We start from the raw sequence: 20,941 nt of genomic DNA, 5'->3' as shown, positions 1-20,941 counted from the left end.
GGTAATTTCTTAACCGCAGATGAAAATGGAATGATTAAACCGCAGAGGACACAGAGAACGCAGAGAAAGAGAACAGAGAGAGCGATGATTCCGAGGAAGGACGAATTTGATATAATTTATCTGGGTTTATCTGTGTTTATCTGCGGTTGAAAAAGGGAGTTGATTGACCGCAGATGAAAATGGATTGATGCGGATTTAGATCGCGCTTTCGGTTTTGGTGGTAGGCTGGGAAAGTGGGGTGTAGCGGAAGGGCGATCGGTTATTTATGAAAGCTGAAGAACTTTTAGAAAGATACGCTAAAGGCGAACGTGCATTTAAGAATGCACAGTTAAGTGAAGAAAACCTTAAAGGTGCAGATTTGAGTGGCATCAACTTAGACAATGCAAATCTTTCAGGTGCAGATTTGAGTGAGGTAATTCTCACAGGTGCATACCTTCAAAGTACAAACCTCACTAAAGCATCGCTGATAGGTGCTAATTTAAGTGGCGCCATTGCTGGCTCAGCGAATCTCAACTGGGCTGATTTAAGAGGTTCTGATTTGAGTCGATCGAATTTTAGTAATGCGATAGTGAGTAATGCCAACCTAGAGAAGGCAAATTTAACAGGAGCAAACTTAACTAGCGCTAAATTGATTTATACCAGACTAGACAATGCAAACTTGAGTGGGGCAAATCTGAGTAGCACAGATATGAGTGTAGCTTCTTTACATCGGGCAAGCCTAAATAGAGCCAATCTGAGCAAGGCTAACATGGATGAAGCATACTTGGTTGAAGCAGACTTGACTCTGGCAAATCTGACAGATGCAACACTCCACAATGCAAAGTTTCAAGGCTCTAAACTCGAGAGAGCTAATCTGTATAAAGTTGATTTGTCAGGCATAAATTTGGCTGAAGTAGATATTAAAGAAGCCTGTCTTCAAAGTGCAAAGCTAAAAAAAGCCTGTCTTCAAGGCGCCAACCTAGAGAAAGTAAATTTCAGGTGGGCAAATTTGAGCAGGGCCAATCTAAATGAAGCAAATTTGAGAAGATCTGACTTGACAGGAGCAATAACCTATGGCTGGAATATTAAAAATGCTGACTTCACTGATGCTATAATGCCCGATGGAGAAATCTACCAGCCTGAAACCTCTGAGGCAGAACTCTACCAGCCGGAAACCTCGGAAAAACTATCCCAAAAAGTGATATCTATGACGCGCAAAATTATTCGTACTGACAAAGCACCGGCACCCGTGGGCCCATACAATCAAGCGATCGCCGCTACGGGCACTATGCTGTTTGTAGCTGGTCAAATTGCGATCGACATTAGACTAAACGATATCGTCTACACCGACGACGTGGCAAAACAAACCGAACAAGTCATGGCAAATCTCGAAGCCATTCTCACAGAAGCCGGCGCTACTTGGTTGGATGTGGTAAAAACTACGGTTTTCCTCAAAGATATGAATGATTTTGCCGCCGTGAATGCGGTTTATGCGAAATATTTTGATGCGGAAACTGCACCGGCGCGCGCTTGTGTGGAGGTTTCGCGTTTGCCGAAGGATGTGTTAGTTGAAATTGACTGCATTGCTGTGATTTAACGTGAGTTAGTGTGCTGACCGAAAGCATCCAGGATACAAGCCCCCGGATTCATCCGTTCAGAAATAAAAAACCTGTATCCGATGAAACTTGCCCCCCGGATTTATCCGTGGGGTCAATGCTTCAAATCTAAAATCTAAAATCTAAAATCTAAAATCTAAAATCGATTGACTCAATTATTTCTCTTTGATTAAGTCGCCTTTTATGTGAAAGGAGCAAGAGTTTATTAGACCTCTTGCAAAAATAATTAGGATGGGTTCTCAGGCCCATCCCACAAGAAAAAATACAGCATATTCCATGTAGATGTAGATCGCGCTCAACCGGGTTTCGAGCAACAGAATCAGTAATGATGCGAGAACTCTAAAGAAACCCGGTTTCTGAGGTGTACTTCATAAAGCTGGAATACGCTGTATGACTCATCAAGCTGCCGTAGTCTCACTATTTCAAATTAGCAGGAGGAGTTTCAGGTACAACCCAGTAGTAGACTGTTCTGCCGTCCACTTTTACTACCTGCTCAGGTTTCCACTCGCCCATATCGAATTCATGGGACACAATGCGCGTACCTGGTTTTAATTCACTGAGTAATTTGGGACGCAGTTTTACGTTGAGTTCTGGCAGTAAGTAAAGCGTGACAACTGTTGCCTCACTGAAGTCCGTTTGGAATAAATCTTGCTGACGAAACTCGACACGATCGGTCACGCCAGCCTTTTTGGCATTCTCGTTAGCTTCTCGAATGCGTTCTGGGTTGATGTCAATACCAATGCCCCGCGCGCCAACCTTTTGAGCGGCTGCAATCACAATCCTACCGTCGCCACTACCCAGGTCATAAACCACGTCATTGGATTGCACGTTGGCCAGCCGCAGCATTTCATCCACAACAGGTACAGGGGTTGGAACGTAAACGACATCGGGTTGACGGGTGGGAGCTTCTGTTGTGGGGCTAGGAGTCGCTTGAGCCAGATCGGAAACAGAATTAGTTGGGGATGTGGCAGCCGGAGTTGGAGCCACTGTCTCAAAGTTACGTTGTTCGGTACAGCCGATCGCAGCAAAACTGAGAATGCTAATGCCAACAAAGAATGATTGCCTAATAGTTTTGAGTTGCATGATGGTAAATCTCCAAAAAAAGTTGCTATGTAGTATGACGGGCAAAGGGAATACCCAGTAGAACAACGATGACCCCTACGATCGCGCCGATGCCTGTATAGACCAGACTGGAATAGAGCAAATAGCCACAAATGGCGCAGAACACTATAGGAATGATCGGGTAAAGCGGTACGCTAAACGGGCGAAGTCGATCGGGTTCTCGAATGCGTAAAACAATCAAGGACAGGGTGCTGATCAAAAAGAAAAACCAGAAGATGGGCGCAGTGTAGTCCACCATTGTTTCAAATCCTTTGCGGGTGAAGGTTCCCAGCCCAATCAGCGTCAGGGCGATCGCACCTTGCAATAAATAAGCGGTTGTCGGTGAACTCGGATGCGGATGCCAGCGTCCCAACCAGCGAAACGCAGACCTATCCTGCCCCAGAGCAAAGCTGCTGCGTGCCCCCGTAAAGATGCTGGCGTTGATCGACCCCAGCGTGGCGGTCACAACCAGTAAACTCACAAACGCGGCTCCTGGTGCACCCAGCACTCGCCGCAGTAAATCTGATGCAACGGCTTGAGAGTCAGCCATGCCTGCGATACCCAATCCCCGCAGATATGCCAGATTAATCAGCAGATAAAGTCCTGTAATGATGCCAATACTCCAGATGAACGATCGCACAATATTGCGTTGCGGGTTGTGAATTTCGGCAGAAATGTAAGCGGCTTCATTCCAACCCCCATAGGACAGCAACACGAAGACCAGCGCTAAGCCCCAGGAAGAGGTACGAGAGGCATTCGAGGAAAGGGAGGGGACGGCAGGAGGGGAGGATGCCAGACCAACCACGATAACCAGCAGTAAGCCTAAAATGAGTATCACCGCTAGCCCGTTCTGGAGGCTTTTACTCTGGCGCAGTCCAATGATATTCAGCATTGTGAGCAAGGCGATGGCGAGTGCTGCGTAAATTGCAGGCGAGTAGCCACCTAGTGGAAGTAGCTGAGAGGCATAGTCGCCAAACACAAATGCCAGCAGCGCGATCGATCCAGTCTGAATCACAGTCATGCGTGCCCAGGCAAATAAAACTGCGATCGGTTGCCCAAATGCCCGTTTCAGGTAGTAGTAGTTGCCGCCGACATGGGGATATGTCGTTGCCAATTCGGCGTAGCAAAGTGCCCCCAGCAATGACACAACACCGCCTATCAGCCAGACTCCTATGACACCACCAACCGTTCCGGTATTAGCAGCGACCAGAGCAGGGGTTTCAAAAATGCCTGCGCCGATTACTAGCCCGACAATCAAGGCGATCGCTTCAATTAGAGTAATAGAGGGTTTTGGAGTCCCTGTTAGGGGTTCGTTACGTTCCACCAGTGCAGTGTTCTCTAATCTATCCACAGTTTTAGCTTCTCAACGAGTAAAATTTGTAACGACACCTAGGCTTAAACCAATTTCCGTTTTGCCCAAAAATCCGACGCCCACTCAGAATAATTAAAATTCCTGCGATACCAGAAATTAAAAAGAGTTGCTGGAAACGTGAACTGTTCATCCTCAAAAACCTATTTAGGATAGGGTAGACAATCAAGGTCTACTCTTAGCGTCCACAGCAAATGTGACTCAAAGGTGACAATTCCCACATTTTTCCAATTAATTACTGAGAGCAGGCTCCCATGCTTCGATTGTTTGCAGGATAATCAAACCAGAACGAACCATTGCTTGCAGTTGAGGTAGCATCTACCACATCCGCGTCACTACTGAAATCAATACATGAGCGCTTCGATCGCCAATCAGACAACCGTACAGATAATCCAGAAACGGGACTCAGCCTTTTGCAAGATGAGCAACTCTACACGATCTTGCACAATAGCAATCATGTTGTTGAATGGTTAGAAGCACTGGATTGCTAGATCAGGGCTTGGTATTGTCGGCAAATTTGTGGCTCAAAAGTGATTAAACGACGATCGATCGTGTCTACAAGAAAAAGTGATTTGAACAGGTGGATCAGCGGTGTTAGCTGTTTTCTTTGATTCACAAAAATTGATGGCAATTGAAGCGTAGCTCAAAAGTAATTAGTAGGTAAAAAGGCATGAAACGAACAAACATTCTTAAAAGTGGGTTAATGTTGAGCATCATGGGTCTAGTTGGCTGCACTTCTCCCCAGGCCCAGGTGCGCGAAACACCGGCTTCTGTCCAAATTAGTAGTGAAGCGCAACAGGCACAAACTAATCAAACGGCCCAGCCAGCCAGTTGCAAATTGGTGGAAGACGGGTTTGGTCCGCAGGGGCAGGTGAGTGTACGGGTGGAGGAAGTGGTGACAGGGCTGGATGTTCCCTGGGGGATTGCCTTCTTACCAAACCGCGATCTGCTTGTTTCTGAACGATCGGGACGGGTGCGGCTAGTGCAAAATGGCAAGCTGCGCCCCCAAGCGATCGCCACCATCAATGTCAGCGATCGCGGTGAAGGTGGATTACTGGGCATTGCCACTCATCCCGATTTTGCCAATAACCGATTCTTTTATGTGTATTTCACGACCAACCAAAATGGCACTCCAGTGAATCGTGTGGAACGCTGGCAGTTGTCCCAAGATGGGGTGAGTGCAACCCGCGATCGCACCATTGTTGGCAATATTCCCGTTGCTCAATTTCACAACGGCGGACGGATTCGATTTGGTCCCGATGGGATGCTTTATATTGGCACCGGAGACGCCAGAGATCCAAACCTTTCTCAGAATGTCAAAAGTCTTGCAGGCAAGATTTTGCGCGTCACCCCTGATGGCCAGGTACCCGCTGATAATCCCTTCCCAGGAAATCCAGTTTATATCCTGGGAATTCGCAATACTCAGGGGTTTGATTGGGTGAATGTATCGACTCTATTGGTCAGCGATCATGGCCCCAGTGGCGAGTTAGGGCGATCGGGACACGATAAAGTAAGTGTTGCCCAGGCAGGTGATAATTTGGGCTGGCCCACTATCTACCGCTGTGAATCACAGCAAGGATTAGTAACCCCTGCGATCGTGTGGCAGCAGGCATTACCCCCCGGAGGAGCCGCCATCTACACAGGCAATGCGATTCCTGAATGGAAAGGCAACCTCATCGTTGCAGGATTGCGGGCAGAGCAATTGCAGCGAATTGTCATTGATCCTCGATCGGGTCAGGTGCAGCAGCATGAAGTGTATTTGCAGGGGCAGCAGGGACGGCTCAGAGAAGCGATTATGGGCCCCGATGGGGAATTGTATGTGACCACCAGTAATTGTGATGGTCGCGGCAGTTGCCCACCAGAACAGGACAAGATTCTTCGCATTACTCGCTGACTCAGTTTTTGAACCTGTCACCTTCCGATCACTTTTCGGCTTCAAATTGAATCGGGATTTAAACGGTGCTCGTGGGATTTTCCTTCGGGCATTGGTTGATAGCTAGTCAAAGTATAGTCATTTATGACCAAGCATTATTGGAAAAATACATTCCTCTTCATCTGGGCAGTCGGCATTAGTTTGTCTATGCGGCTCCGGTGATGATGGATGCCGTTGAGCGGGCGTTATTTGAACTAAAGGTTCCCCTCACGAACGTTGACAAGGAACACTTTGATTTAGCTTAAGGGGGGGCTATTCGTTACAGTATCATGTTGCAACTGGTAGCAGGCACAAAGATTATTTTGTTGGGAGTTGCTGTTCTCTTTGCCTGGATTCAAACTCGAATTGAGCCGATCAATCTTAGAGAAGACACAATTTCTAGTCCTTCTCATCACAGGCACTAAATCCATGCTTATGATCAGCGCCACTTGATCTATTTCCCACTCGCCAATGGTGGAGCAATTTTTCGATCAACCGCTTAGTTCTTAATCCGGTAGCTGATCAATTTGCGGACCTTTTCAACCGGCATTGCTAATTCTTGGGCGATCGCTGCTTCGAGCTGACTGGTTTGGGTTACTGGAAACTCGTATTCCAGCTTCTTTAGAGTTGAGTCACTGGTGTTGACAAAAATAGTGGTAACACCGACGCTGCGATCGATTTCTGCATTTATGGTCAAGATTGTTACTGGTAATCTCCGATTTAACGGTCTATCTGCCTGGAGTTTGTGGACAGAGTTATAAGGACGGCTGAGAACTTGAACCGCGAGGAAGTTACCTGTAGTCCAGAATAAGGCTGCTACCAAAGGCAGAGGTACCCAGAATTCCCAGGCAGCGCGGTGTAAAAGTGGTAGGAAGCGAGGTAAAGCCATTGGAATGTTGGATTTTAGATTTAGATGGCTCGAAATAATCTGGAGAAACTACCAACATTTTAGTTAGCAACAGATTGGCATAAATCTTACCTGTGATGGAGGCTTTTCCTAAATTTCTTCTCTACCATACGTAAAATTTGCCAAACAATGGTTAGACGGATGCGAATTCTCCTGGTAGAAGACGATGTAGATCAACTGGAGCCACTTCAAGCTGCTCTCTCTGAAGCGGGACATATTGTCGATGGTGTAGAAGATGGGGCGACGGCCCAGTGGATTTTATCGAAGCGGGACTATGATCTGTTGATCCTGGATTGGTTATTACCAGAGGTCAGTGGCTTAAGCTTATGCCAGCAATACCGCCGTCTGGGAAAAACGGCCCCAGTGTTGCTGTTGACTGCCAAAGATGCGATTGTTGACAAAATTAGCGGCTTAGACGCTGGAGCAGATGATTATCTCATCAAACCTGCCGATGTGTTTGAACTGCTGGCACGGGTGCGGGCATTGGGACGACGATCGCCACTTTGGAAAGGAGATACTTTACAGGTTGAAGATCTGACTCTACATCTATCAACGCTGACTATTGAACGGAGGGAGCAGAGTCTGCAGTTATCGACTCGTGAATTTCTATTTCTAGAGTATCTGATGCGCCATCCTCGTCAGGTACTCTCCCGTGGCCAAATTGAACAAGCCTTGTGGGAGTGGGGCAACGAACCGGAGAGTAATGCGATTACTGTCCTAGTGCGTCGTCTGCGGCAGCGATTGCAGATGATAGGTGCTGTCAGTTGGCTGGAAACCGTATATGGTATGGGATATCGCTTGAATCCAGATGTTTAATCGTAGCCGCCGCAATCTTGCCCACTGGTTTACGCTCTCGATGGGGGCTATTCTGATCATTTTTGCAGGGATCATTTACTACCAGCGAGCGGTTAACAGCTTAGAACAGAGCGATCGACTACTCTACAAAAAAGCAAGAGTCATGGCTGCCAATATTGACTATGGTTTGCGGCAGGGAAAAGAACACATCGATCTGAGTAACGTTCCGATTCTGGGTAATTATGCTCCTCCCTCTGACAGTGAAGTTGTTTATGCTCGGTGGTATTCAGCGACTGGACAACTGCAACAGTTTTATGGGGCGCAGCCCTCGGATCAGATTCAGGCTCGCGCGGCGTTTCAAACCCTTCAGTCTCCCCCCGAGTGGCTGCGACAATTAACGCTTCCGGTTGACTACAAGGGACGCACGATTGGCTACCTCCAGATTGCCATCCCATTGACGGATGCTCAGAAAACACTCAGAGAGTTACTGATTGTGATGGTGGTAACATTGCCCTTGACCCTGGGCGCGATTAGTCTAGTAGGTTGGTTTTTAGGCGGATTGGCTATGCAACCGATTCAAAATGCCTATGTCCAAATGCAAAGATTTACGTCTGATGCTTCCCACGAACTAAGAGCACCGCTTGCCACCATACTCAGCAATGCCCAGGTTGGCTTACTCAGCCCAGTCGATGCCGGCAAGCCTAAGCATTCTCGATTGGAAAAGATTGCTGAAACGGCTAAGTCGATGAATCGGTTGGTGACTGATCTCTTGTTTTTAGCACGACAGGCAGGACAGTTAGACGCAAAATCGATTCAATCGATTCACTTGAATGACCTGTTAAAAGATACGATCGCCACTTCATCAATACAGGGTGTTGCCCAGCATTTAAGCCTTCATTTAGAACTGCCTGAAGAGAGAGTTATGATCAAAGGCAATTCTGATTTATTAAAACAAGCTATCACTAATCTACTCACCAATGCCTGCAAATATACCTTACCTGAAGGAACAGTGTGGCTGCGGTTATTGAATCAGTCTCATCGCATTTTAATTCAAATAGAAGATAGGGGAATCGGCATTCCAGAGGCAGATTTGCCACACATTTTTGATCGATTTTACCGAGTTGATGAGGTACGAACACGGAAGAAAGGTGGCTCTGGATTGGGATTGGCGATCGCCCAGCAAATTGTGGAAGCTCACGGCGGACACCTAACGGTAAGTAGCGAGGTTGGGAAAGGTTCTCTGTTTCAAATAGAACTGCCCCTATCATAGAAGATATCCTGCAGCTATAACGGGGACATCCAAGATTGTCACTCTTGAATCACAGTTGCGATCGATTGTGTAGTTGTGGTTTCAGCCGCAGAGGGGAAAGTGCGCGACTTTATTAACTTCTACAGCCGATCGCACTATTGTCGATCTGTCGCTGTCGCGCACCCTACTCCCAAATCAATCTGAAACAATCAGATTTAATCTCAATTAGCAATTAGCAATTACTAATCACGAGTTAGCAATTAGCAATTAGCAATTACTCTACAAGTAATTACCAATTACCAACCGTAAACTATTTATTCAACGCTTCGCGGGCGGCTACCGCTTCGTCGGGATGAATATTCAAGCGGGTCAAATTAATTCGACCTTTATTGTCAATTTCTCGCACTTTGACAATCACTTCATCGTTCACAGCTAACTCGTCTTCCACTTTGCCAACGCGGTAGTCCGCTAACTGGGAAATGTGAATCATTCCTTCTTTTCCGGGCAAAATTTCCACAAAAGCGCCGATCGGAATAATTCGAGTTACGCGGCCGACATACACGTCTCCTGCATTCAACTTGCGCGTCATGCCTTGGACAATGTTGTAAGCCCGTTGAGCTTTTTCGCTGTCGTTGCCAGCAATTGTCACGGTTCCGTCGTCTTCGATGTCAATTTTGACACCGGTTTCTTCGGTGATGGCTTTGATCGTTTTGCCACCAGGCCCAATTACCAAACCGATAAATTCTGGATCGATTTTCAGGGTTAGCAAACGCGGTGCAAACGGCGACATTTCCTTGCGGGGAGTGTCGATGGTTGCCAGCATTCTTTCTAAAATGTGCAGTCTAGCCGGTTTGGCTTGGCGGATGGCGGTGGCTATCACATCTAAGGGCAAACCTTTGATTTTCATGTCCATCTGCAAAGCAGTAATCCCGGTGTCGGTACCGGCTACTTTGAAGTCCATGTCGCCTAAAAAGTCTTCAATTGCCTGAATGTCAGTCAAAATTCGGACTTCATCGCCTTCTTTAATTAAGCCCATTGCCGCGCCGCTGACGGGTTGGGAAAGGGGAACGCCTGCATCCATTAATGCTAGCGTTGAGGCGCAAACTGAACCCATTGAGGTGGAACCGTCGGAAGAAAGGATTTCTGAAACTACGCGAATGACGTAGGGGAAATCTTCTTTGGATGGCAAAACCGGCAGTAAAGCGCGTTCTGCGAGGGCTCCGTGACCGATTTCTCGGCGTCCGGGCGATCGCATCGGCTTGGTTTCTCCCACGGAAAACGGCGGGAAATTGTAGTGATGTAGGTAGCGTTTGTCTTGCTGCGGGTGCAAGTCGTCTCCTAAGTCTTGGGCGTCGCCTGGGGTTCCCAGGGTAGCTGCGGACAACACTTGAGTCAAGCCCCGATTAAACAACGCACAGCCGTGTACTCGCGACGGCAGCACGCCTACGCGACAAGAAACGGGTCGCACCTCGTCTAGCTTGCGACCGTCTACACGGATGCCATCTTCGAGGATCTGCTTCCGCATCATTTTTTTGGTAACGTCTTTGAAAACGTTGCCGATCGCCTTGCTGTTGGCGGTGGCGGCTAGTTTTACCGGATCGTCTTCCGAGAGTTCGGCGATCGCAGATTCGACTGCATTTGCCTTAACTTCGTCCAATGCTGCATTCCGTATTGTTTTGTCTTTTTCAAATCTTGACAAAATGATGCGGATGGGTTCTTGGGCGCGATCGCGAATGAAGGTTTCCAGGGCCGAATCTTGCGATGGCCGTTCTTCTACCACCAAATCGATGCCCAATTCCGCCATAATTTCGCGCTGGGCTTGAATCAAGTCACAGGCTGCTTCATAGCCGAAGTCGATCGCCTCGATGATATCCTGTTCGGGCAATTGGTTAGCGCCGGCTTCTACCATGATTACTCCGTCAGGAGAACCAGCTACCACGAGATCCAACTCGCCTTCTCTGATTTCGCTGTAGGTTGGGTTGATGATGAAATCGTCCCCTACCAAACCGACTCGCACTGCCGCCATCGGCCCGTAAAACGGCATTTTCGCCAGCAGTATCGCCACCGAAGCCCCCGTCACCGCCAAAACGTCCGGCGGCACTTGTTCGTCCATCGAAACCGTTGTGGCTACAACTTGGATGTCATCTCGCAGCCAGCTTGGAAATAGCGGACGCAGCGGTCGATCGATCAAACGGCCAGTCAAAGTCACTTTTTCTGGGGGACGCCCTTCCCTTCGCAAAAATCCACCGGGAATTTTACCGCCAGCGTAGAGTCTCTCTTCGTAATCCACCAACAGGGGCAGGAAATCAATTCCTTCTCTCCCCTGCGATCGAGTCGCTGTCACCAAAACCGCCGTGTCACCTGACTGAATCAAAACTGCACCGCCTGCTTGAGGCGCCAGTAAACCAATCTTCAGTCTAATATCCCGTCCATCGAAGGATATTGACTTGTCTATCTCTACCATGTAGCACTGCTTCCTTATCTACCACATTCTTTCTCTGTCGGGATCGTAACATTACCACAGGATGTTTGAGAGTCCGACGCCAAAAGACGGGGATAATCGCCTCGCGATCCACTGTCTGCGTCTGGCTTGTAAGCATTTATACTCTCGAATTATTTTTTGCACTCAGGGGTCGATTCTCCGGTCGATCGTCCGCTAAACGCCTGAAATAGATGGTAGGATGAGTTTTCATTTGGGAATTGGGACGTTTAAGGAAGAAGGAAAAGGGATTTAGTTATCTAGGTCAGGGAATCAGCGGTAAGGTGTGCCATAAGTACCTAAATATACAGGTTCTACCTAATTCCTATCAGGCTCAAATTTTCCTCGGTTTGTTTTAAATAAAATTTTCATAAATTCTATATAAATGCTGTAGTCAACCTCGCACTTAAATACAAATATCAGGGTAAAAAAATATGGCTATTTTACACGGCAGTTGGCTCGTAGAGAATGAAAAAAGTTGCTTATTTATTTGGGGAGAAACTTGGCGTAAAATTGGAGCCATTGAAACCATAGAATCGGGGATAAATATACCGCATCCCTTAGCAATGACCGAATCGGAATTTAGGATTTTCCTAAATTCGTTGCAGCAGTCGGGAAAACTGGATTGGCAATTACCGGAAACCGCAGAAACTCCATCGGAAAAAAGCAAAAAAACTAGGCGGTCGCCCAAAACTCAAAACGCAGAAATTACCCCCCCAAACTCCTCAATTAAAAGGGAAATTCGGGTGATAGCACTTCCGACCAAAATCTCAGAATCGAACGCAAATCTGATGCCGCAGCACTCAGCAGCAGCACTTGAGGAACCGGCCCAAACCGAGGAAATTTACCTTTATCCCTGGCAAGTCGAGGGTTTGTGTCTCAATCCTCAAGCAGCTTTTGTTTTCTTGCAATCACTACCGCTTAACAGCACGGAACCCGACTCTTTTGTCGGCTCAGATTTGCGTTTTTGGTCTCATATTGCTAGGTGGAGTTTGGATTTGTTGGCAAGATGCAAATTTTTGCCGGGATTGGAGAAACAGTCCGACGGTTCTGCTATTGCCAAATGGCAACCGCTGTTAGATAGTTCTACAGATACATTCCGCCTCGCCACTTTTGTCAAGCAAATGCCGACGGCTTGCAGAACATATCAATCGAAGGAAGAAGGAAGTTCGGCAACGGATTCTGTAACGGATGTAACGGATATCAGGAAGAAAGAAGAAGGAAGAAGGAAGAAGGAAGAAGGAAGAGGGGAAAAGAAAGAAGAATCGAGTCAATTGCCTTTAGCTGTGGATTTGCCGATGGGGGCTGAGGAATTAGTGTTAGGCTTTTTGAGCAGTATTGTAGATAGTCAAGTGCGATCTGCTGGTAGCTCTACTTTAGACATCAAAGCAGTTTCTCCTGTGCGCGACTGGCTGCAAGCTTTGCAGCAGGAATCTGGGATTGTGCAAGTAGAAACAACAGCATTGGAAAACTTGGCAACCAAGCTGAGTGCTTGGACTGCACCGCTGCAAAACCAATTATCTCAACAAAGTCAATTTCGCACTTGCTTTCAACTCATACCGCCGTCTCCTGGTAAAGCCAACTGGAGTTTAAATTATTGCTTGCAAGCAGCAGATGAAACGGAATTTTTGGTTGACGCGACAACTATTTGGAACAACTCAGTCGAGCGTTTGGCTTATGCGGGGCGGACAATAGAATTGCCCCAAGAAACTTTGCTCAGCGGCTTGGGTTTAGCCTCGAAACTTTATCCCTTAATTGAACCGAGTTTGCAAGCACAGCGGCCTCAATCTTGCCAATTAAATCCGCTGCAAGCTTACGAGTTTATTAAGTCTGTAGCTTGGCGGTTTGCTGATAGCGGCTTGGGCGTAGTTTTGCCGCCGAGTTTGACAAAGACGGATGGTTGGGCGAGTCGTTTGGGTTTGAGCATTCAAGCGGAAACTCCGAAAGTGACTCCGGCGAAAGGTGGGCTGGGATTGCAAAGTCTGCTAAATTTTAAGTGGGAATTGACGATCGGCGGACAGCGCATTTCTAAGGCAGAATTTGACAGATTGATCGCGTTGAATTCGCCTTTGGTGGAAATTAACGGCGAGTGGGTGGAGTTGCGTGCGCCGGATGTGAAAGCGGCTCAAACTTTTTTTGCCAGCCGCAAAGAGCAAATGACTCTTTCTTTGGAGGATGCTTTGCGTTTGGCGTCGGGCGATACTCAGATGATCGAGAAATTGCCTGTGGTGAATTTTGAGGCAACCGGTCAACTTCAGGAATTGTTGAATACTTTGAGCGATAATCAAGCGGTAAGTGCGATCGCAACTCCCGCTAGTTTCCGAGGACAATTGCGGCCTTATCAAGCCCTGGGAGCTGGCTGGTTAGCATTCTTAGAACGCTGGGGTTTGGGTGCTTGTCTCGCGGACGATATGGGATTAGGAAAGTGCATTTTACCACATTCTTTGCTTTTTGTTAATGGTTTTTTACAAAAAGCTGAAAAAATATGGGAAGCTTATGCCGGAAAAACAGAATTCGACGGTGAGGGCTTTTGGTCTGAACCTAACGAGCAATTACTGGTAAATTCCATAAATCAGGAAACAGGCAAAATTGTACAGGCGACTATTCGACGACTTTACCGCCAGCAAGTGCAAGAAAAGTTGCGAACCATCAAACTACAAGATGGTAGCAGCATCACAATTACCCGCCGCCACAAATTGTTAGGACGCGATGGCTGGACAAATGACCTCAAGGTTGGAGATTATGTTTGCGTTCCTGCTAAATTGTATTGGGAAGGAAAGCCGGAAGATCCCGATTTGGTCAAGTTTCTGGCTTGGCAGATTGCTGAGGGATATGAGCAGCGCGATCAAGCAATGCTCACAATAACGCAGAAAGATGTGGCAGTTATTGAAGAATTGCGTTTCACACTTCACCGTTTAAGCAAAAAGTATGGGATAAAAATAAATAATCCTGCTGTTCGTACTCCCGGTAAGGAAAGAGCAGCATATTTAGCTGTGTGTAGTCGATCGTACCAAAGCTTTCTTGAGGCTAAAGGCTACGAGTGGGGGAAACTGTCAGCCGAGAAAAGCTTCCCACAATTTATCATGCAAGCCAATCTTGACAGCATACGAATTTTCCTCAAAAACTACTTTGATGCTGAAGGTTCTGTCATTCCTAAAATGCGGACTATCGAAATTAGCACCGCTTCGCCTTTAATCATCCAACAACTTTCTACACTACTGCGGCGCTTTGGAATTTGGCTGCGAATCGCCACTAAGCAGAAACGCGCCACCAATGGCAGCGGGATTTTTCGCACGTATTACATCGGCACTTTCGGCGGTAACTCAGCGCGCATATTTTTGCAGGAAATTGGCTTCGGTGATTCCGAAAAACAGCGTAAATTAGAGCAGATTTGCGAAGTTAGTGCCAATACAAATGTCGAAGGAATTCCGGTTTCGGATCTTGTTGCCGATGCAGTGGAGATGACCAAACTGCCGCTACGGCATTTCGGAATGCACAATCCTGTTTATATTAACGGTTCCCAGCAGTTTTCCCGCATCAGCCTAGGAAAGGTGGTAGCAGGTATGGAAAATGTGCTTGGTGGTTCCGCAGAACATGAGTACCGCCAGCTAAAGCCTTCTAAATGGACGAATCAGACCCTAGAGGCTTATGCAAATCTCAATGTAGCGCAGCTAGATAGTGTCCGAGAAAATTTGCAACTTATACTCGATCGCGAAGTATTTTATTGCAGAATAGAGGAACTTGAGGATTTTGAGTACAGCGGGTGGGTCTATGATTTTGAGGTGGGCAAACATCACAATTTTGTTGCCAATAATATCTTGTGCCACAATACTATTCAGCTAATTACTTTTCTCCTGCATTTACAAGAACAAGATGCCCTAGAAGCGCCAACATTACTGGTTTGTCCGACATCAGTATTGGGCAATTGGGAGCGGGAAGTCAAGAAATTTGGCCCGACGCTGAAAGTGTTAGTTCACCACGGAGACAAACGTGCTAAAGGCAAAGCATTTGCGACGGCAATTAAAGGAAAAGATTTAATAATTACCAGTTACGCGTTGGTGTTCCGCGATGCGAAGGAATTTCAAGGCATTAAATGGCAAGGATTGGTTTTAGATGAAGCGCAAAATATTAAAAATTCTGAGGCGAAGCAGTCGCAAGCAGTGCGACAAATTGAGGCATCTTTTAGAATTGCGCTGACGGGAACTCCGGTGGAAAATAGACTGCAAGAATTGTGGTCAATTTTGGAGTTTCTCAATCCTGGCTATTTGGGGCCGCGCAATTTCTTTCAGCGCCGATTTGCAATTCCGATCGAGAAATACGGCGATCGAGAATCTTTGCAGACTTTGCGATCGCTCGTTCGGCCTTTCATCCTCCGCCGCCTGAAAACAGACAAAGAAATCATCCAAGATTTGCCCGAAAAACAGGAGATGACTGTATTTTGTGGGCTGGCAGCTCAACAGGCGGTTTTATATCAGAAAATAGTCGAAGAGTCAATAGCTGAATTAGACTCAGCCGAAGGTATTCAGCGCCGGGGAATGATTCTGGCTTTGCTGGTAAAACTCAAGCAACTTTGCAACCATCCGGCTCTTGTGAAAACAGAAGCTAAGCCGAAAGAATTGGAGATTAAGAGTCAGGAATCGGGGAAATTGCAGCGGTTGGTGGAAATGTTAGAAGAGGTGATCGCTGAGGGCGATCGGGCTTTAATTTTTACTCAGTTTGCCGAATGGGGAAAACTCCTGAAACCGCATCTAGAACAGCATTTAGGGCGAGAAGTTTTGTTCTTGTACGGAGGAATTCGGCAACAGCAGCGGGAAGAAATGATCGATCGCTTCCAGCACGACCCCCAAGGCCCGCCGATTATGATTTTATCTTTAAAAGCAGGCGGCACAGGTTTGAACTTAACCAGAGCAACCCACGTTTTCCACTATGACAGATGGTGGAATCCCGCAGTGGAAAATCAGGCAACTGACCGCGTATTTCGCATCGGTCAAACCCGCAACGTGCAAGTTCACAAATTTGTTTGCACAGGTACGTTAGAGGAGAAAATACACGATATGATCGAAAGCAAAAAAGCTCTAGCCGAACAAGTTGTCAGCGCCGGCGAAAACTGGCTCACCGAGCTAGATACAGACCAACTTCGGAATTTACTAATCCTCGATCGCAATGCTATCATAGAAACGGAAGAAGAATAATATAGAATTTCTCAGAAAGATGAGGTGCTATCGGTCATAGGGCATAGGGGATAGGGCATACCTCACCACGCTTGAGAACCGCTATATGACCCATTCCCAACAGCATGACACGGAAGTCAGGAATACACGGATAGCTATTTTTTTCTTTCTGAATTCAACATCCCAATTACCAATGCCCGATGCCCAATGCCCGATGCCCAATTCCCAATTCCCAAATAAATGATTGACAGAGAATGGTGGACACAACAGTGGTTAGATTTAATAAATACCTACCGCTTCAAAAAGCGCTTAGAACGTGGCTGGCAATACGCGCGCGAGGGAAAAGTTCTCAGCATTAAATTCCCTAACCAAGAAGTAATTGCCGTAGTTCAAGGAACTGATCCAAAACCCTATCAAGTTTCTTTAGGGCTCGACACCTTAAGCGATGAAGATTGGGATTATGTGATTGAAAATATGTCGCAAAGAGCAGTTTTTTCAGCTAAACTCTTAGCAGGAGAAATGCCACACAATATTGAGGATGTATTTGCGGCGGCCGGCAAAACCCTATTTCCGTTAAGTTTATCTGATATTCGATCGCGCTGTAGCTGTCCTGACCCCCAAAACCCTTGCAAACACATCAGTGCAGTATACTACTTATTGGGCGATCGCTTCAGTGAAGACCCCTTCGTACTCTTTCAACTCCGGGGGAGAACCAAAGAGCAAATCTTGACAGCACTTCGTCAAAGACGAGGTACGCAAGGAGAGGAAAATTCCCAACTTAACTCCGGGGAAAATTCCCCCACTACGAATTCTAAATTGCCGAAGGTCGATCGCTTTTGGGAATACAACCAGCAGCTAGAATCATCTTTAGTAGTCATTGTACCGCCACCCAGCAGCGAAACAGTATTAGATATCTTAGGCCCAATTCCCCTCGCAACCGACGGAAAAGGAACCGCTAGCAAATCCTCCCCTGCATCAGACGCCCTTAAGCAGCATTTTAGCAAAATCTACCAAGCAGTTAGCCAGCAAGCAGTTTTAGCAGCACTGAAACGGGGCGAAGGAGATTAACATAATTTATTTGCAGAGATGATACTAGGGAATATGGCTGATAACAAATCAGGCTTTTATACCCCTTTTATTCTTTAGTCCCTCTCTGCTGGAAGGAAAGTTTGTCTAGAAGAGATTTCAACCGACGAGTCTTACTTTTGGCAATTTCAGTTTAGAGTTCCCGTAAATTACTCATAATCTCTATCAATTCCTGGGGGCGTTCAATCAAAAAATCGGGATTGTGTGCAGCCAACGCCTCCTGAGAATTAAAACCCCAAGCTACAGCCATTACCTTAATTCCTGTTTTTCTAGCAGCTTCTATATCTCTAATTTCATCTCCCACATAAAGGACTTCTTTAGCATTTATATGTTCGGTTTTTAGCCATCTATTAATAACTTTATGTTTACCAAAAGTTGAGCCAGAGTAAATAAATGTAAAAGTGTCTTGCAAAGCATTTTTCTCCAGCGATGCCAAGACGTTTTCTCTGGAATTAGATGTGATAATGCCCAGTTGAAATCCCATTTCTTTTAACTCCAGTAAAACTTGTTTAATTCCTGGAAATAATTGAATGTTGGGAATTTCGCTGCGTAACTCTGATTTCAACATTCTAATCAACAGCGGGAATTTGAAGATAGAAATGCCCGAATATTGAAGAATTTGCCAAGAAGTTAAATTGCTCAGTTGAGCGATTTGCTCTTTGGTCGCAGATTTAAAGCCTAATTCTACTGACAAACGGTTGGTGATGCTTAGAAGAATATCGATTGTATCTGCTAAAGTACCGTCAAAATCAAAAATAATTACTTTGGTCATTGGACAATAGCAAATAAGGAACGGGGAAGCATACAATTTTAGATTTTAGATTTTAGATGGGGAATGACTTACTGCATAATGTATTGACTACTGGCGATCTGTACATACACTAGGGTTATTATCTATAGGGTAAGGTTTCCCCTAAGCACCCTGAGTGCGAACATCTCAACTTTTAATCGTTAATTTGATTGGCTTTCGCATTTCGCCGCAGCATTTCGGGTTTTATGCGCCGCAGCGCCGAAGCGGTAAATCTGCGGTTCCATTCTTCGTCGGAAATGTCGGCTAATTCTGCAAGTGTCGGTGCTATGTTTTCAGGATAAGGCTCAAAGTCTGTAACATCAGTTGGTTTAGCAAATCGCTGATTCCAAGGACAAACATCCTGACAAATGTCGCAACCTGCTACCCAACCTTGTAAATTAGAGGCAATTTCGTCGGGCAATCTTTCGGCTCGATTCTCGATCGTGTGATAGGCTATACATCGATCGGCATTCACCACAAAAGGCTCAGTAATTGCTCCCGTCGGGCACGCCTCAATACAGCGAGTGCAAGTACCGCAATGTTCCGTATGAGACTCATCCGACGCTAACTCCAAATTAGTCAAGATTTCGCCCAAAAACACCCAAGAACCGTATTCGCGCGAAATTACATTACCATTTTTAGCAATCCAACCAATCCCGGCACGCTGCGCCCACATTTTATCCTGAACTGGCCCGGTATCAGCATAATACCGCGCTTCAATTCCCTCGCCTTGCGATCGCAGCCAATTTGCCAATATTTTCAGTTTTTTGTGCAAAATTTTGTGGTAATCCCGCCCCCAACCGTAGCGAGAGATTTTAGCATATTCGACCGCTGCATCGTCCCCCCCCTCCCACACGGGATTTTCGGGGCGTTGGTGGGGCGTGTAGTAGTTGATGGCGACACATATTAATGACTGCACCTCTGGCATGAGCGATCGAATATCCTGCCGTTTCGGGTTTGCCATCCAAGCCATATCCGCCTGATAACCCTTGTCCAGCCAAGCCTGCAATCTTTGTTTTTCTAAATCAAAATCTGCGTCTTTTGAGGCTATCCCCACTTTGTGAAATCCCAACTCAAGGGCTTTTTGCTTCACCAAAATGCTGCTAATTGGCGCTTTCATTTGATACCCGGTAAATATTTACCTTTTGTATTGACTATTTTGATTTTATATGATAAGATAAGCAATTTTTAACGATCGGCTTCCAAAATAAACTAATTCGGCAGACGGTCTAGTGACAGCGATCGCATTTGACCAAACTATTGATTATAGTTTGGTAACTCAGCTATATGTAATTTATATTTGCAAAAATTCACAAAACGTTACATGATGTTAATCAAGGGAGCTAGAGGTTTCCTAACTCAAGTACCTCACTAAAACCACAAATCCCACAGCATACACATGGCAGTTAGCATTCAATCCGCTCAATCTATCTTCTCAAACACCGAGATTGCTAGCGTTGTTCCGGCTACCACCGAAGCCTTCTACAAACTCAGCGTTGAAGACCAACTCGCCTTGCTCTGGTATGCCTACACCGAAATGGGCATTACCATTACCGCAGCCGCCCCAGGAGTAGCCAGCATGGCGCTTGTCGAAGGCGTCCTGGGCGAAATTAAGCAGATGTCGCCTGCAGATCAAAGCAAAACCATGTACGACCTGGCTAGCAATGCTGACACCACAATCGGCCGGATTTACACTTCATTGCGCGTCAACACCAAACTCGGTTTCTGGTACGAGTTGGGACAGTTGATGAAACAGGGCCTTGTCGCTCCGATCCCGGCTGGCTATCAAATGTCTCCCGAAGCCACCCAAGTCCTTGAAACCATCAAGAAACTCGATCCGGGTCAGCAAATTACCGTACTTCGCAACACCGTAGTTCACATGGGCTACGACCCAGATTTCAGCCAAGAGTACGGCAAACGCTCGGCCCCCCGCAGCACTCCCACCGCTCCAGCAGAGCGGGTGAAAACCAAAATTGAGGGTATCAGCGAGCAGACTGTCCTCAACTACATCGACTACATGAACGCCTTCGACTTCACTCCTGCTGTCGGTTTATTTGCCCCAGAAGGTGCCCTGCAACCGCCGTTCCAAAAGCCGATCGTCGGTCGCGAAGCCATCCTCAACTATATGCGGGAAGAATGCGTCGGACTCAAAATGATGCCGCAGCAAGGCGTGTCCGAACCCGCAGAAGATGGCTACCGCCAAGTGAAAGTCACCGGCAAAGTCGAAACTCCCTGGTTTGGATCGAATATGGGCATGAATATTGCGTGGCGCTTTTTGCTAGATCCCCAAGGTCAAATTTTCTTTGTGGCGATCGACTTGTTGGCATCTCCGAAGGAATTGCTCAATTTGATCCGCAAATAGAATATTCTGGTTGGCTCTGTTAAACAGGCTTGCCCAAAAACCCAGATGCCATTAGGTGTCTGGGTTTATATCATTTTAGATTTTAGATTTTAAATTTTAGATTCAAGAATTGAAGGATGGGAAAT

Annotated in this window: 13 protein-coding genes; 7 read left to right on the top strand and 6 right to left on the bottom strand. The window is 46.5% G+C overall.

Features of this window, described 5'->3' with window-relative positions:
• Positions 1–265: 265 nt before the first annotated feature.
• Entirely contained in the window at positions 266–1,576 is a 1,311-nt protein-coding gene (locus tag QUB44_RS12415) for a Rid family detoxifying hydrolase (protein WP_333367438.1), read from the top strand.
• 436 nt (positions 1,577–2,012) lie between these two features.
• Here the strand turns inward: QUB44_RS12415 and QUB44_RS12410 are convergent, their stop codons facing one another.
• Positions 2,013–2,678, bottom strand: a complete 666-nt coding sequence (locus QUB44_RS12410) for a methyltransferase domain-containing protein (protein WP_333367435.1) — start codon at positions 2,676–2,678, stop codon at positions 2,013–2,015.
• A 25-nt stretch (positions 2,679–2,703) separates the two neighbouring features.
• On the bottom strand, positions 2,704–4,047 hold the full coding sequence (locus QUB44_RS12405; protein ID WP_333367431.1) for an amino acid permease: 1,344 nt from the start codon (positions 4,045–4,047) through the stop codon (positions 2,704–2,706).
• A 688-nt stretch (positions 4,048–4,735) separates the two neighbouring features.
• On the opposite strand from QUB44_RS12405, the gene QUB44_RS12400 reads away from it, so the two are divergent.
• The gene (locus QUB44_RS12400) at positions 4,736–5,959 is read left to right on the top strand and encodes a PQQ-dependent sugar dehydrogenase (RefSeq protein ID WP_333367428.1); all 1,224 of its coding nucleotides are present in this window, start codon (positions 4,736–4,738) and stop codon (positions 5,957–5,959) included.
• Positions 5,960–6,476: 517 nt separating this feature from the next.
• On the opposite strand, the gene QUB44_RS12395 is transcribed toward QUB44_RS12400, so the two are convergent.
• A complete protein-coding gene (locus QUB44_RS12395; RefSeq protein WP_333367425.1) occupies positions 6,477–6,866 on the bottom strand; it encodes a hypothetical protein in 390 nt (129 codons plus the stop codon).
• 159 nt (positions 6,867–7,025) lie between these two features.
• Here QUB44_RS12395 and rppA point away from each other — a divergent pair, with 159 nt between their 5' ends.
• Both rppA and QUB44_RS12385 read left to right on the top strand, forming a co-directional pair.
• Positions 7,026–7,700 (top strand): two-component system response regulator RppA, encoded by a 675-nt coding sequence (gene rppA / locus QUB44_RS12390; RefSeq protein ID WP_333367422.1) that lies wholly within the window; start codon positions 7,026–7,028, stop codon positions 7,698–7,700.
• Entirely contained in the window at positions 7,693–8,949 is a 1,257-nt protein-coding gene (locus QUB44_RS12385) for a HAMP domain-containing sensor histidine kinase (protein WP_333367419.1), read from the top strand. Before rppA ends, QUB44_RS12385 begins: the two co-directional genes overlap by 8 nt.
• A gap of 289 nt (positions 8,950–9,238) precedes the next feature.
• Here QUB44_RS12385 and QUB44_RS12380 read toward each other — a convergent pair whose 3' ends face one another.
• Positions 9,239–11,392 (bottom strand): polyribonucleotide nucleotidyltransferase, encoded by a 2,154-nt coding sequence (locus QUB44_RS12380; protein ID WP_333163904.1) that lies wholly within the window; start codon positions 11,390–11,392, stop codon positions 9,239–9,241.
• 449 nt (positions 11,393–11,841) lie between these two features.
• Here QUB44_RS12380 and QUB44_RS12375 point away from each other — a divergent pair, with 449 nt between their 5' ends.
• A complete protein-coding gene (locus tag QUB44_RS12375) occupies positions 11,842–16,599 on the top strand; it encodes an SNF2-related protein (protein ID WP_333367416.1) in 4,758 nt (1,585 codons plus the stop codon).
• 219 nt (positions 16,600–16,818) lie between these two features.
• Positions 16,819–17,646, top strand: coding sequence for an SWIM zinc finger family protein (locus QUB44_RS12370; protein ID WP_333367412.1), 828 nt, complete (start codon positions 16,819–16,821; stop codon positions 17,644–17,646).
• Between the two features lie 151 nt (positions 17,647–17,797).
• On the opposite strand, the gene QUB44_RS12365 is transcribed toward QUB44_RS12370, so the two are convergent.
• Complete coding sequence (locus QUB44_RS12365; protein ID WP_333367409.1) at positions 17,798–18,436, bottom strand: HAD-IA family hydrolase; 639 nt, start codon at positions 18,434–18,436, stop codon at positions 17,798–17,800.
• Between the two features lie 172 nt (positions 18,437–18,608).
• Positions 18,609–19,574 carry a tRNA epoxyqueuosine(34) reductase QueG gene (queG, locus tag QUB44_RS12360; RefSeq protein WP_333367406.1) on the bottom strand — a complete coding sequence of 322 codons (966 nt, stop codon included), beginning with the start codon at positions 19,572–19,574 and terminating at the stop codon, positions 18,609–18,611.
• 279 nt (positions 19,575–19,853) lie between these two features.
• On the opposite strand from queG, the gene QUB44_RS12355 reads away from it, so the two are divergent.
• Positions 19,854–20,816, top strand: a complete 963-nt coding sequence (locus tag QUB44_RS12355) for an orange carotenoid protein N-terminal domain-containing protein (protein ID WP_333367402.1) — start codon at positions 19,854–19,856, stop codon at positions 20,814–20,816.
• The last annotated feature ends 125 nt before the right edge of the window (positions 20,817–20,941 follow it).

This window comes from Microcoleus sp. AT3-D2, assembly GCF_036705715.1.
Lineage (GTDB): Bacteria > Cyanobacteriota > Cyanobacteriia > Cyanobacteriales > Microcoleaceae > Microcoleus.
This window is presented reverse-complemented; position numbering and strand designations above follow the sequence as displayed.

Coding starts and splice junctions, on each gene's coding strand:
- QUB44_RS12400 (WP_333367428.1), top strand. CDS start 4,736: ATGAAACGAACAAACATTCTTAAAAGTGGGTTAATGTTGAGCATCATG.
- QUB44_RS12365 (WP_333367409.1), bottom strand. CDS start 18,436: ATGACCAAAGTAATTATTTTTGATTTTGACGGTACTTTAGCAGATACA.
- QUB44_RS12380 (WP_333163904.1), bottom strand. CDS start 11,392: ATGGTAGAGATAGACAAGTCAATATCCTTCGATGGACGGGATATTAGA.
- rppA (WP_333367422.1), top strand. CDS start 7,026: ATGCGAATTCTCCTGGTAGAAGACGATGTAGATCAACTGGAGCCACTT.
- QUB44_RS12410 (WP_333367435.1), bottom strand. CDS start 2,678: ATGCAACTCAAAACTATTAGGCAATCATTCTTTGTTGGCATTAGCATT.
- QUB44_RS12385 (WP_333367419.1), top strand. CDS start 7,693: ATGTTTAATCGTAGCCGCCGCAATCTTGCCCACTGGTTTACGCTCTCG.
- QUB44_RS12375 (WP_333367416.1), top strand. CDS start 11,842: ATGGCTATTTTACACGGCAGTTGGCTCGTAGAGAATGAAAAAAGTTGC.
- QUB44_RS12355 (WP_333367402.1), top strand. CDS start 19,854: ATGGCAGTTAGCATTCAATCCGCTCAATCTATCTTCTCAAACACCGAG.
- QUB44_RS12370 (WP_333367412.1), top strand. CDS start 16,819: ATGATTGACAGAGAATGGTGGACACAACAGTGGTTAGATTTAATAAAT.
- queG (WP_333367406.1), bottom strand. CDS start 19,574: ATGAAAGCGCCAATTAGCAGCATTTTGGTGAAGCAAAAAGCCCTTGAG.
- QUB44_RS12395 (WP_333367425.1), bottom strand. CDS start 6,866: ATGGCTTTACCTCGCTTCCTACCACTTTTACACCGCGCTGCCTGGGAA.
- QUB44_RS12415 (WP_333367438.1), top strand. CDS start 266: ATGAAAGCTGAAGAACTTTTAGAAAGATACGCTAAAGGCGAACGTGCA.